Raw genomic sequence first — 13,143 nt, forward strand, 5'->3', positions numbered from 1 at the left:
GCGAGCCCGAGCCCGTGAAAGCCAGGGGGGCCGGGGCGCGCGCCGTGTCCAAGGGGGCCGTCCCAGGGGCCGTGGTCAAACGGGCCGTGGTCAAGGGGGGCGGGATCTGCTGGCGCTCGTGCTGCTGCCTGTGCCCCTCCTGCTTGCCGCACTGCCCGCCGCTTTCGCCGGGGGCGGTACGCGCCGGTGGTTCGGCGGGCGTGGTGAGAATCAGCGGGCCGAGGCGCAGGCCGCGAAGGACGCCGCCGCCGAGGCCTTCTACGAGCTCGACAGCGCCCAGCGCGATCTCAGGATCTCCATCGAGACCATCAACGCCGTGGACAGTTCCTCGCGCGGCCGCAAGGCCTCCGAGGACTTCGCCGCGCTGAGCCACCGTATCGACACGGTCAGCCACGCGTACATCACCGCCGTCGACTCCCATGACCTGGACCGGGACGATCTGGAGCCCTCCGTCGCCTCCCGGGCCCGCACCGAGCTCACCCGGGCCAAGGACGACCTCGTCCGGGTCAAGGGCGAGCTGGACCGGTTCGCGCACGGGCTCGGGCCCCTCCTGGGCACTGCGGAGACCCAGCTCGCCCGGCTCGCCCCCGCCGTGGAGCGGGCCCGGCAGGCGCTCCTGGCCGCCAGCAACGCCCTCGATGCCGTACGGGCCGCGGGGCTGCGGGCCGATGAGCTCGCCGCCCGGCTCGCCGCGCTCGCCCCGGAGCTGACCAAGCTGAACCAGGGTGCCGGAAAGCACGGGGTCGCCGAGACACTCCAGCGCGCCGACGTCGTACTGCGCGACGCCGAGGCCGTACGCACCGAAGCCGAGCGGCTGCCCGAGCGGGCCGCCGAGATCGACCGGCGCCTGGTCTCCCTTCGAACCCGCGCCCAGGCCCTCACCACTCGCGCCGGGTCGGTCGAGCCGGTCCTCAGTGAACTGCGGCGGCGCTTCTCCGCCGCCTGCTGGCAGGACCTCCAGCCCATCCCTGAGCAGGCCGCCGTAAACGTACGACAGGCCGAGGACAAGCTCGCCGAGGCCGCCAAGGCGCGTGATGAGCAGCGCTGGGCGGACGCCACCTCGCGGCTCTCCACCGTCCGGGCCCTCCTCAACTCCGTCGACGAGGCGGTCTCCGCCGCCGGAGACCGGTTGCAGCGGCTTGATGCCGTGGCGAAGGACCCGCAGCAGGAGATCGAGCGGACCCGGTTCGCGGTCCGGGACGCCCAGCGCCTCGCCATGGCCGGGCGGCACACCCCCGATCCCCGGCACGCGCGGCCGCTCGACGACTCCGTGGCCCGGCTGGAGCGCGCCATCAGCGGCCTGGAAGGGCGTCACCCCGATTACTGGCACTTCCTGACCGAGACCGAAGCCGTCCGGCGGACCGCCGCCCGCGTCGTCTCCGACATCCGCGAAGAGCGCGGCAGCGGGGCCGGGGCGTAGCTGCGCACGGCATAGCTGCGTACGGCATAGCCACGTGCGGCATGGCCACCGTGCCGTGCGTTGCAGGGCTGTCTGGTGTCGTACCTTGCCGTTCCCGGCTCGCGATACGGTGCGAGGTCCTCGGGCGCCGTGTCGGGCCGTGCCGGGCTCGCGACGCGGTGCCGGTCGCGCCGTGGCGTATGTCGCGATGCGCTGCACCTTCCGCCTGGCTCTGCGCCCGCCCGAGGCCCATAGCCCTCGTCGTAGCCGTGCGGGCGCGGATGGCTCTAGCCTTGGCCCATGCCTCGCTATGAATTCCGCTGCCGCACCTGCGGCGACACGTTCGAAGTCAGCCGCCCCATGGCCCAGTCCTCGGACCCCGCCTCCTGCCCCCTCGGCCACGACGACACCGTCAAGCTGCTGTCCGCCGTGGCCGTGGGCGGTGCCGCCGGGTCCGCGCCCGACTCGTCCGGCGGCGGAGGGGGCGGGGGCTGCTGCGGCGGTGGGTGCTGCGGCTGAGCCGTACCCCGCCCCACCCGAGCCTCACCACGCCGCCGCCCGCACCCGCACCCGCCACCCGCCACCCGCACCCCAACTGCGCCGCACCAGTGCCGGGCCTGAGCCGGGCGGCCTGGTGCGCGCTACTTCTTACGGGACAGTGTCAGGCCGTCCGCGACCGTCAGCAGCACGCTGTCCATCCGGTCGTCCGCGCTCACGTGGTCGTTGAACTCCTTGATCGCCGCTGTCGGGCCCGTCGCCTCCGGGTCCGTCACGCCGCCGTGGAAGAGCACGTTGTCCGTGGCGATGACCCCGCCCTGCCGCATCCGGGGCACCAGCTCCTCCCAGTACGCGATGTACCCGCCCTTGTCCGCGTCCAGATAGGCGAAGTCGATGTGCGGCTCGGCGGGCATCGCGCGCAGCGTGTCCAGGGCCGGGGCGATTCGCAGGTCGATGCGGTCCGCGACGCCCGCCTTCTCCCATGCCTCCCGGCCGTACGCCGTCCACTCCTCCGAGATGTCGCAGGCGATCAACCTGCCGTCGGCGGGCAGCGCCCGGGCCATCGCCAGGGCGCTGAAGCCGGTGAACGTCCCGACCTCCACCACGTGCCGGGCACCCACCAGCCGGACGAGGAACGCCAGCAGCGGGGCCTGCTCCTCGGCCGACACCATGCCCGCGTGGTCGGGGAACCGGGCGTACGTGGTGTCCACCAGCTCCCGCTGGACCGGGTCCAGCGGCGGGTTGTGGGCCAGCATGTACGCGTACAGCTCGTCCGTGATCGTGGTCTCGTTGCCCTTGGTCATCCGGGTGCGCTTCCCTCTGTCGTGTCGTCCGTGAAGAAGAGTGGCCGGGCTCCGCGCCCGTCAGCCGCTCTCCGCCCCAGCCTCGCGCAACCAGCGCCCCTACGCAGAGGAAGCGGAGGAATCAGAGGAAGCGGCAGAGGCGGCCGACTCGGCGGCGGAGGCGGCGGAGGCGGCGGAGGCGGCGGAGGCGGCGGAGGCGGCGGAGGCGGCGGAGGAGGAAGCCGTCAGGAAGCGGCGGAGGATCTCCTCCCCTGCTGCCCCTCCCTTCTCCTCCAGCGCCTCGACGTGCGGGGCCCGCCAGCCCTCGTCCGCGAGTTCACCGTGGCCGGGGCGCCAGCCCAGGTCGGCGGCGAGCAGCAGGTCGGCGTCGAGGAGCGAGTCCCCGGCGGCGAGCGTGCGGGTGACGCCGGAGCGGCGGGCCACCTCGCGCATCGCGGCGCTCTTGGTGAGCGGTGCCGGGACCGCGTAGATCTTGCGGCCCTGGAGGGAGACCGTCCAGCCGCGGGGCCGCGCCCAGGCCGCCAGCTCTTTCACCCACTCCTCGGGGAGGAGGGAGCGCTCGACGACGAGATACGCGAAGAGGTTCTCGGCCACGCGGTCCTTGAGGAGCCAGGCCGGGTCGGCGGTCGCGGCGAGATGAGCCCGGATCTCGGTGAGGGGGGCGCACTCGTCGGCGATGCGGGTCTCCACCCGCGTCTGCCAGTCCGGGTCGGAGACCCCGTCGACGAGGATGTGGCCGCCGTTGGCGCAGATCGCGTACCGGGGAGTGGGGCCGGGGAGGTGGATGCGGTGGTACTGCTCGCGGGTCCGGGTGGTGGTCGGGACGAACAGCGTCGAGGTCGCCACCTCGGTGAGCAGTGCGGCCGCCGTCTCCGTCATGTACGAGAGGGGCTTGTGGCCGTACACCTCCACGCACAGGAGCCGGGGGGCCTCCGCGTCCGGCATCGTCAGGTCGAGCGAGGCCGCCGAGTAGATGAGCGTACGGTCGAGGTCGCTCGCCACCAGGGTGACCGGTGAAGTCGCGCTCACGCTCATGCGCCCTGCACCGCCTTGCCGTCCGCGCCCGTCGCGCCGCGCGTGAACCGGGGGTGGATCAGGCCGACACAGCTGTACGGGAGGTCGTCGACCTCCTCGACCGGGACGCCCCGCTGCTCGGACAGCAGCCGGATGTGCTCCAGGTCCGTGCCTGCTCCGCGCTTCGCGAGGATCTTCCAGGGGACCCGGCGCAGCAGCACCCGGGTGGTCTCGCCGACACCGGGCTTGACCAGGTTCACGTCGTGGATGCCGTACTCCTCGCTGATCCGCTCGACGGCCGCCCAGCCCTCCCAGGTCGGGGCCCGGTCGGCGGCGAGCAGTTCCTTCGCCTCGGCGTCGACCTGGTCCGCCACCTCGTCGAAGCGCGCGGCCACCGCCGCCAGGAAGTCGCCGGAGACATCGGCCCCCGCCAGCTCGCGGTAGAACTTCGCGCCGTGGAAGTCGTCGGGGCCGACCAGGTCGGCGCGGAGCACCGTACGGGAGATGAGGCCGGAGACGGTGGAGTTGAGGCAGGCGGAAGGGATCAGGTAGTCCTCGCGGGTGCCGTACGTGCGGACGCAGCCGCCCGGGTCGGCGAGCACCGCGATCTCCGGGTCGAAGCCGGCGCGGCCGCCAGTACCCGTGGAGCCCCCAGCCCTCTCCTGCGCCTCGAACTCACCTATGGCCGCAGCCAGTTCGCGGGCGATCGCACCCTTCCCCGTCCAGCCGTCGACGAACACCACGTCGGCCGGGTCGTGGTGGGCGGCGAGCCAGCGCAGGGCGTTGGCGTCGATGCCCCGGCCCCGGACGATGGAGATGGCGTAGTGCGGGAGGTCCAGGCCGTGCCGGTGGCGGGCCCAGTGGCGCATCAGCACCCCGACGGGCGTTCCGGCGCGGGCGAGCGAGACGAGGACCGGGCGCGGGCCGCGTTCGGCGAGGACCGTCTCGGTGACGGTGCCCACCGCGCGGGCGATGCGGGCGGCGGAGGCATCCAGGGCGGCCGTGAACAGGGCCTGGTACTCGGGGCTCGGCTGGTACTCGACGGGCAGCGACTCCGCGTAGTGCGCGCCGCCGCTCTGGATCGCCTCCTCGCGCTCCTCGGTGGGCGCCTCCAGCTCGGTGTCCGAGAGGTCCTGGAGGAGCCAGCCGACGTCCTCCGGTGCGTAACTGGAGAAGTCGGGGCCTCGGAGGGGCTCGGGCAGCACGGGGGGCTCCTGCCGGTGGGGGACGGGTGCGGGGGCGGGGGCGGGGGTGTACGAGGGGATGACCGCGAGGAGTACGTGGCCGGTGTGCTCGGCGAGGCGGGCCAGCAGGCCGTCGGGGGCGTGCAGTTCGGGGGTGTCGGCGGCGGAGTCGACGACGGCGACCACCGCGTCGAAGCCCGCGCCCGCCACGTTGTACGCGTACCGGTCGCCGGGTCCGTCAGCCGGGTCGTCGTGGGCCGGGAAGACCAGGCGGGTGCGTATCGCGTAGCCGGGGTCGTCGACGGCTAGGACCGGGGAACGGGTGGTGGTGGAGTAGCGGACCTCGGTGTCGGCCGCGTCGGCTCCCAGCACCTCCTCCAGTGCGGTGCCCAGGCGCAGCGGCGCGTACATCAGCTCCTCGAAGCCGAGGACGAGGACCCGGCGGACGTCGCTTCCCAGGGCACCCGCAATCCGCTCCGCCAGGACCGGGAGCGCCGATTCGAGGGCCGCCCGGTGGGCCGGGGTGAAGCCGTGCCGGCCGCCGTCGGGGACTCCCGCGGGCCAGCCGAGATCGACGCGGGTGACGGAAGCGGGGGCCTGTGCGGAGGGCGGCGGGCAGGCGGGGGCCTCCGCCTCCTGTGCCGCCACCAGGGCCTGTCCGTGTTCCAGTACGCCGTCCGGCAGGGCGACCGTGCCGCTGCTGCGGGCCACCAGGTCCACCCGGGCCCCGATCTCGGCGGCGAAGGCCGCCAGCCGGTCGCGGTCCTCCGGTGAGCGCATGTCGACCAAGGCGACGATCACGTACCGTTCGCGCGGGTGCAGGTCGTGCAGGGTGCGGATGGTGTTCAGGACCGTGTTGCCGGTGGAGAACTCGTCGTCGACCAGGACCAGAACGGAAGCACCTGCCTCCGCACCGGCACCCGCACCGGTGTCCGCGCCCCCCGCCAGCAGCTCCCGGTCCTCCGGCAGCAGCAGGTGCGAGGTGGCGTGCGAGTGGGACTCCTCGAAGCCGCCCGCCTGCTCGACGCCCGGCACCGGGCGCCGGGTGGAGTGGAGGTACGGGGCGTCCCGCAGTCCGTCCGCGACGGCGTGGCCGAGGCCGGTGGCCGTCTCCGCGTACCCGAGGACGACCGCGCGGCGGGCCTCCTGCGCGCCGAGCAGCTCCCGCACCCGCTGGCCGAGCGCGAAGCCTTCTCCGTACACGACGGAGGGGCGCTGGGGCACGTGCTTGCCCAGCACGTTGGACACGAGCAGATGTGCCCGCTTGGGGTTACGGCGCAGGGCGAGGCCAAGCAGTTCCCGGAGCTCCCCGTCGCCTTCCAGGGCGACTCCCAGCCGCTCCGCCACCCAGCTGCCCGACCACACCACGTCCACGGCCTCTTCTCTGGTCTCTTGTCTCGCCGCGCGCTCGCTCATCGATACGCGCTCAGTTCGTCAGGCCCGCGGCCAGCAGGTCCACGAAGCCGACGTCTTCCCTGGCCACCCCGAAGACCTCGGCCCGCTGGAGTGTGCGCTCGGCCCAGGCCCGGTGGGGCTTCACTTCGTTCATCTTGTTCGTATACGCGGAGCGCAGCACGCCGCCGCCCCCGCGCTCGGGCCGCAGGATGTCCTGGGCGTCCGTGAACTCCTCGTGGCTGACCACGGACAGCGCGTGCACGGGCACCACGTGGGAGGGGTGGATGCAGGTCTTGCCGAGCAGGCCGTTGGCGCGGTCGAGCTCGATCTCCCGCAGCAGGCCGTCCAGGTCGTGCTCGATGAGTGCCGTCCGCAGCTCCTCGGCCCGGCCCTCAAGGAAGGGGCTGCGGCGCAGCTGGGGCTTGAACATGCGTTCCTGGCGGCGGAAGTACTCCCAGACGGGGCCGGTGATCGTGAAGCCGGTGCCGTCGGCGCGGCCCAGCACGTTGACCACGTCGGCGATCACGGAGCCGACGATCTGGACGTCGTACGCCGTCATGTCGGGCGCTCGGCGCAGTCCGTAGGCCGAGCAGAAGTCCGTGACGCCGAGCCGCAGGGCGAGCACCCGGTCCCGGTACTTGTCGACGCTGCGGGCGATGCCCTGGAGGATCTCGGCGCGGCTCTCCAGGTGGAGCAGCTCGGGCGATTCGAGGACCGGCATGGCGAAGAGCCGCTGTCCGCAGGCGGTCTCGGCCTCGGCGAGAGCCTCCAGGAACAGGACTCCACGCTCTTCGGTGAATTTGGGAAGTACGAAACCGGACAACATCCGGACCGCGTCGCCGAGGCGCTCCACGAGGTCGGTGATCTGGTCCGGTTCGCGGACCCGGATGAAGAGCAGCGGCACGTCGGGGACGGTGGGGTCCGGGGACTCGGACCGGGCGGCGAGGGCGGCGAACTGCCTGATCAGGTTGGCCTCGGCGTCGACCACCTCGGCGTCGTCGATCGAGTCCTCCAGGCAGAGCACCATGGAGACGACGCCGCGCCCGGCCTGCTTCAGCACGTCGTCGGCCAGGGCCGGGCGGGTGGCCGGGGAGTAGAGCGTGGCCCCGAGGGCGACCGAGAGCAGCCGCGCCGGGGAACGCGCGCTGAAGTCGCAGGGCTCCCGGAAGAACAGACCCTCCCGGGTCGCGGGCGCTATATGCCCGAAGTGACGCATGAGTTTCCCCCGAACTGCCTGACCGGCCGGACAACGTATGGCCGGTAATAGTACGTACGGACGGGTGTCAACAGTTCCGCAAGGACATGAATTTCCGGTTACCCGGCAGTCACCCGCCCTCCTCCCGCGGTACCGTCCCGCCCTGCCGGCACGGTCTCCGGGCACAGACGTGCCGCCCCCGCGTTGTCCGCACAAGCCCCCAGCAGGCAGGATGACGGTCATGACGCACACGATGCTGAAGGGCTCGAACGTCCCCGTCGATGCCGCGGCCGTACGGGCCGTGCTGCGCTGGACCCCGGGCGCCGGGGTTCCCGACGTGGACGCCTCCGCCCTGCTCCTCGGTGCGTCCGGCCGGGTGCGGTCCGACGAGGACTTCGTCTTCTACAACCAGCCCCGGCACCCCTCCGGCCTGGTCCGGCGGCTGCCGAAGCGCAGTGTGCCCGAAGGACTGACGGACACGGTCGAGGCGGATCTCGGCGCGCTCGACGCCTCCGTGGACCAGGTGGTCATCGCCGCCTCCTCGGACGGCGCCGCCTTTGAGCAGGTTCCTGACCTGCGGATACTTCTCTTCGATGCCGCGTCCGCCGGGGGCGAGCCGCTGGCCGTGTTCGACGTGCGGCCGGAGACCGGCGAAGAGACCGCGATCATCTGCGGCGAGCTGTACCGGCGCGGTGAGGGATGGAAGTTCCGTGCGGTCGGCCAGGGCTATCCCACCGGGCTGATCGGGCTGGCCACCGCCTTCGGGATCTCGGTCGACGATTCGGAGGCCGCCGGGGAGGACGAGAGCGCGGCCGCCGCGCAGGCGGGGACCCAGCCCTCCGCCGTCCGGCCCGAGGCCCCGCAGCCGTCGGCCCCGCAGCCTCAGCCGCAGGTCTCCCAGCCCCGGCCCGGGGCGCAGTCCGCTCAGCCTGCCCCGGCGGCCGTGCCCCCGGCGCCACCCGTGCCCCCGCCGCCCACTCCGATGCCCGCGGCCGCCGGGGCCGGTGGTCCGGACTCCCAGGCCACGGTCCTGCATCAGCAGCCCTCCTACGGCTACCCGCCTGCCGCCGCACATCCAGCGGCGGCCGCGGCGGCCCACCAGCCTGCGTACGGCTACCCTCAGCCCGCCGCCGCACCGCCCGCGTACGGCTATCCCCAGCCCGCGGCGGCCGCCGCGCACGCACCCGACCCGCATTTCGTGCTGCCCCCTCAAGGTCCGCAGTTCATCCGGGCCTGACGATCCGGGCGCCCGGGTCACGAAGCCCGCGTCCAACGGCCCGGTACGGAAGGCGCTCAGGTACGGGAGCGACTCAGGTACGGGACTTGTAGCCGCGGCCCCACTGCATGCCGTAGCCGTACAGCCGGTCCAGCTCCGACTGGAATCCGTAGACGAACTTCACCTCGCGGCGCACGATCAGCTCCCCCTTGGTGTTGTCCACGGTGAACACCGCGCAGGACCGGGCCTGCGGTGCGCGCTCGTCCAGGTCGATCTCGATGCGCGGCCCGTGCCCCGGGTACAGCGTGATCTTCGCGTGCGTACGGTCGAAGGCGGGCGTCTGGTCGTAGATGTAGACGAAGAACAGCAGCCGCTTGATCTGTTCGCGCTGATCGAGGTTGACGTAGACCGTCTCCCCCGAAGGCGCGCCGAACCGGTCGTCGCCGCTGAGCCGGATGTACGGCGGGGCGTTGAGGTCGCCGAGCAGGCCGCCCAGCGGCTGCACGACCCCCTTGGTGCCGTCCGTCAGCTCGTACATGCAGCCGAGGTCCAGGTCGACGTCGACGACGCCCTGGGTGTGAGCCTGGACCACCTCGGGCTGGAAGAGCTTGAGAGGGCGGCGCAGCCGGCCGCTCTGGCGGGAGCGTCCCTCGATGTCCGAGGTCCGCATCCGCCAGGACAGGTTGACCCGGAGATTGCCCGACAGGGCGCCCTGTTCGGTGAGCGAGATCGTCGCGTTCCGCTTGGTCAGCTCGATGGCGCTCGACGTGCCATTGCCCGAGTCGAACTGTGCCGCGCGCAGCGGTCGCAAGCCGTCGAAGAATCCCATTCCAACCCCCACCTGTTGGCGCGCCTGTCGGCGTGCTCGTTCTCGCGCCTGCTCTCGCGCCCGCACGCATGACAGCACCCGGACATCGCTGCGGGGCGGCCACTCGGGCCGGGTCCGGGAGATCCCGGAGAGCCGTCGCCGTGTGGCCGCCCCGCAGAGAGCGTTCCTCAATCCCTACCGGGTCACACCCCGGAGGTGACTTCGGCCTTGGCGCCGGAGCTGGGGCCGTCGCTCCCGCCGCCCCCGTCGGCAGCCGCGAGCGCCCTGTTGCGGCGCAGGGAGGACCAGAAGGACAGCCCGATCAGGACGACGCCGATCAGACCGGTGATGATCTCGCTGATCTCGTACTGGATGGTGATCAGCAGGATGACCGACAGGGCACCGATCGCGTAGTGCGCGCCGTGCTCCAGGTAGACATAGTCGTCCAGCGTGCCCTCGCGCACCAGGTAGACGGTGAGCGAACGGACGTACATGGCGCCGATGCCGAGGCCGAGGGCCATGAGCACGATCTCGTTGGTGATCGCGAAGGCGCCGATGACGCCGTCGAAGGAGAACGAGGCGTCCAGGACTTCCAGGTAGAGGAAGAGGAAGAACGCGGCCTTTCCGGCGAGGGCGACCCCGTTGACGGGCTTGCCCTTCCGCTTGGCCTCTTCCTCGGCCTCGTGCTCACGCTCCTCCTCCTCTTCGAGCTTGTTCTCGAAGAATCCGGAGAGCCCGCCGACGACGAGGTAGGTGATCAGACCGGCGATACCGGAGAGCATGACGGTCGACGCCTTGTCCACGTGCCCGCCACCGTGCTGGTGGGCGTTGGTCGCGAAGGTCATGGCGGTGATCAGCAGGATGATCAGAGCGACGCAGACCGACAGCATGTCGACCTTGCCGAGCTTGGCGAGCGGACGCTCGATCCAGCGCAGCCAGTGGATGTCCCGGTCCTCGTCGAAGATGAAGTCGAGGAAGATCATCAGCAGGAACATGCCACCGAAGGCGGCGATCGACGGATGGGCGTCCGTGACCAGTTCCTTGTATCTGTCCGGGTCGTTGAAGGACAGGTCGATGGCCTCGATCGGACCGAGCTGGGCACTCACGGCCACGATCACGACGGGGAACACCAGCCGCATACCGAAGACGGCGATGAGAATGCCGATGGTAAGGAAGATCTTCTGCCAGAAGGCATTCATCTTCTTCAGGATTCCGGCGTTGATCACCGCGTTGTCGAAGGACAGCGAGATCTCCAGGACCGACAGGATCGCGACGATACCGAAGGCCTGCCACCCCCCGTAGAAAAACGCCGCAACCAGGCCGAGCGCGGTGACCGCGAACGACCAGCCGAAGGTTTTCAGAACCACTGCCTACCCCATCGTGTTGTGTAAGGGTCTCCCCTGGTGTCTTTCGGGGGGCTCCCCCGCGCCGTGCGCGGCTATGAAACGTTGACGCCGAAGTCTAGAGCGATGCCGCGCAGGCCCGACGCGTACCCCTGACCGACCGCACGGAATTTCCACTCGCCGTTGTACCGGTAGAGCTCGCCGAAGATCATCGCGGTCTCCGTCGAGGCGTCCTCGCTCAGGTCGTAACGGGCCAGCTCCTGGCCGTCGGCCTGGTTGACCACCCGGATGAAGGCGTTGCTGACCTGGCCGAACGCCTGCCCCCGGTTCTCCGCCTCGTGGATCGAGACCGGGAAGACGATCTTGTCGCAGTGGGCGGGCACCTGGTCGAGGCGGACGATGACGGACTCGTCGTCGCCGTCGCCCTCACCCGTGAGGTTGTCGCCGGTGTGCTCGACGGAGCCGTCGGGGCTCGTGAGGTTGTTGTAGAAGACGAACCACTCGTCACCGAGCACCCGGCCCGACTGGCACAGCAGTGCGCTGGCGTCGAGGTCGAAGTCCGCTCCGGTGGTGGAGCGTGCGTCCCAGCCGAGCCCGACCAGCACCTGTGTGAGGTTGGGTGCGACCTTGGAGAGGGAGACATTGCCTCCCTTGGCGAGCGTGACGCCCATGTGTGTCCTCCCCTAGTCGTGTGAACGCTGCCGGGGGGCTTCCCGGACACCCCCCGAGCGCGTCCGGCGCCGCATGTGCATGCGGCGCCGGACACGGTGGTGCGGGAGCGCTGTGCGCGCTCCGTACTTCTGCTGCTGCGAGCCTCGGAGCTTCCACTGCTGCTCAGAGCCTCAGAGCTCCTGCTGCTTCTGCGAGCCTCGGAGCTCCTGCTGCTTCAGAACCTCAGACGTTGACGCCGAAGTCCTGCGCGATGCCGCGCAGACCCGAGGCGTAGCCCTGCCCGATGGCGCGGAACTTCCACTCGGCGCCGTTGCGGTAGAGCTCGCCGAAGACCATCGCGGTCTCCGTCGAGGCGTCCTCGCTCAGGTCGTAGCGGGCCAGCTCGGTGTTGTCGGCCTGGTTGACCACGCGGATGTACGCGTTTCGGACCTGGCCGAAGCTCTGCTGACGGGTCTCGGCCTCGTAGATCGAGACCGGGAAGACGATCTTGTCGACGTCGGCGGGGACACCGGCGAGGTTCACCTTGATGACCTCGTCGTCGCCCTCGCCCTCGCCGGTGAGGTTGTCACCGGTGTGCTCGACGGAGCCGTCGGGGCTCTTCAGGTTGTTGAAGAAGACGAAATTGCCGTCCGCCGCGACCTTGCCCTCGGCGTTCGCCAGCAGCGCGCTGGCGTCGAGGTCGAAGTCTCCGCCGGTGGTGGTGCGGGCGTCCCAGCCCAGACCGACGATGACCGCGGTCAGGTTGGGCGCGGCCTTGGTCAGCGAGACGTTGCCGCCCTTGCTGAGGCTGACTCCCACGAGTCCTCCAGTAGTTTTCTCAGGGGCCGGCAGACACCAGCGTCCCCGTCGTTCGTTGGCATCGGATCAACGATTGGATCCTAGTGACCGGTTCCCGGCCGAAACAGCTTATGGCCGGGCGCCGCCAGGAGATCGTCTCAGAGCGCTTCGAGCGCCCTGACGTAGTCCTTCAGGTCGCGTGCGTCCGGGAGGCCGTTGACGACGCTCCAGCGGACGACGCCCGCCTTGTCGATGACGAAGGTGCCGCGCACCGCGCAGCCCTTGCCCTCGTCGAAGACACCGTAGGCCCGCGAGGCCTCGCCGTGCGGCCAGAAGTCGGACAGCAGCGGGTACTCCAGGCCTTCCTGCTCGGCGAAGACGCGCAGGGTGTGGATGGAGTCGTTGGAGACGGCGAGCAACTGGGTGTCGTCGTTCTCGAAGCGCGGCAGCTCGTCGCGGAGCTCGCACAGCTCGCCCGTGCAGACGCCGGTGAAGGCGAACGGGTAGAACACCAGCACCACGTTCTTCTCACCGCGGAACTCCGAGAGCCGCACGGTCCGGCCGTGGTTGTCCTTGAGTTCAAAGTCCGGGGCCTCGGTGCCGACCTCGATCGTCATGGAAACACGCATCCCTTCGCCGCTTCTCCGCGTCCCGGGCGGGGGCCGTCCGGGTGACACCCACCCTACGCAGAGCCGCGGGCCGGTCTCCAAGCACCCGTGGCCGCAGCCCGCCGACCCGGGCCGCGGGCAATCCGAAGGCCCGGGGCGTACGAAGGCCCGGGGCGTACGGGGGCTTCCATGGCCGCAGGCGTGCGAAGGCCCCCACGAGCACAGTGTTGT

General features: G+C 71.1%; 12 protein-coding genes. 3 read left to right on the forward strand and 9 right to left on the reverse strand.

Annotated features, from left to right (window positions below):
* Positions 1 to 118: 118 nt before the first annotated feature.
* Both ACZ5WC_RS03060 and ACZ5WC_RS03065 read left to right on the forward strand, forming a co-directional pair.
* Positions 119 to 1,420 (forward strand): hypothetical protein, encoded by a 1,302-nt coding sequence (locus ACZ5WC_RS03060; RefSeq protein ID WP_468539188.1) that lies wholly within the window; start codon positions 119 to 121, stop codon positions 1,418 to 1,420.
* A gap of 279 nt (positions 1,421 to 1,699) precedes the next feature.
* A complete protein-coding gene (locus ACZ5WC_RS03065) occupies positions 1,700 to 1,918 on the forward strand; it encodes an FmdB family zinc ribbon protein (protein ID WP_311119376.1) in 219 nt (72 codons plus the stop codon).
* Between the two features lie 122 nt (positions 1,919 to 2,040).
* On the opposite strand, the gene ACZ5WC_RS03070 is transcribed toward ACZ5WC_RS03065, so the two are convergent.
* The 4 genes from ACZ5WC_RS03070 to ACZ5WC_RS03085 form a co-directional block, all read right to left on the reverse strand.
* Entirely contained in the window at positions 2,041 to 2,700 is a 660-nt protein-coding gene (locus ACZ5WC_RS03070) for an O-methyltransferase (protein WP_468539189.1), read from the reverse strand.
* 99 nt (positions 2,701 to 2,799) lie between these two features.
* Complete coding sequence (locus tag ACZ5WC_RS03075; protein ID WP_468539190.1) at positions 2,800 to 3,735, reverse strand: HAD family hydrolase; 936 nt, start codon at positions 3,733 to 3,735, stop codon at positions 2,800 to 2,802.
* Entirely contained in the window at positions 3,732 to 6,314 is a 2,583-nt protein-coding gene (locus ACZ5WC_RS03080; protein WP_468539191.1) for a phosphoribosyltransferase, read from the reverse strand. The genes ACZ5WC_RS03075 and ACZ5WC_RS03080 overlap by 4 nt, the downstream gene beginning before the upstream one ends.
* 10 nt (positions 6,315 to 6,324) lie before the next feature.
* Positions 6,325 to 7,509: an HpcH/HpaI aldolase/citrate lyase family protein gene (locus ACZ5WC_RS03085; RefSeq protein ID WP_468539192.1), complete on the reverse strand. Its 1,185-nt coding sequence runs from the start codon at positions 7,507 to 7,509 to the stop codon at positions 6,325 to 6,327.
* A gap of 211 nt (positions 7,510 to 7,720) precedes the next feature.
* Here ACZ5WC_RS03085 and ACZ5WC_RS03090 point away from each other — a divergent pair, with 211 nt between their 5' ends.
* Positions 7,721 to 8,725, forward strand: a complete 1,005-nt coding sequence (locus ACZ5WC_RS03090) for a TerD family protein (RefSeq protein ID WP_468539193.1) — start codon at positions 7,721 to 7,723, stop codon at positions 8,723 to 8,725.
* 73 nt (positions 8,726 to 8,798) lie between these two features.
* Here ACZ5WC_RS03090 and ACZ5WC_RS03095 read toward each other — a convergent pair whose 3' ends face one another.
* The 5 genes from ACZ5WC_RS03095 to ACZ5WC_RS03115 form a co-directional block, all read right to left on the reverse strand.
* A complete protein-coding gene (locus ACZ5WC_RS03095; protein ID WP_468539194.1) occupies positions 8,799 to 9,533 on the reverse strand; it encodes a TerD family protein in 735 nt (244 codons plus the stop codon).
* A 182-nt stretch (positions 9,534 to 9,715) separates the two neighbouring features.
* Positions 9,716 to 10,879 (reverse strand): DUF475 domain-containing protein, encoded by a 1,164-nt coding sequence (locus ACZ5WC_RS03100; protein WP_468539195.1) that lies wholly within the window; start codon positions 10,877 to 10,879, stop codon positions 9,716 to 9,718.
* A 71-nt stretch (positions 10,880 to 10,950) separates the two neighbouring features.
* Positions 10,951 to 11,526: a TerD family protein gene (locus ACZ5WC_RS03105; RefSeq protein ID WP_096623103.1), complete on the reverse strand. Its 576-nt coding sequence runs from the start codon at positions 11,524 to 11,526 to the stop codon at positions 10,951 to 10,953.
* A 223-nt stretch (positions 11,527 to 11,749) separates the two neighbouring features.
* A complete protein-coding gene (locus tag ACZ5WC_RS03110) occupies positions 11,750 to 12,325 on the reverse strand; it encodes a TerD family protein (RefSeq protein WP_096623105.1) in 576 nt (191 codons plus the stop codon).
* Between the two features lie 137 nt (positions 12,326 to 12,462).
* On the reverse strand, positions 12,463 to 12,921 hold the full coding sequence (locus ACZ5WC_RS03115) for a peroxiredoxin (RefSeq protein ID WP_468539196.1): 459 nt from the start codon (positions 12,919 to 12,921) through the stop codon (positions 12,463 to 12,465).
* Positions 12,922 to 13,143: the final 222 nt, after the last annotated feature.

It is taken from the genome of Streptomyces sp. NPDC033165 (assembly GCF_055577965.1).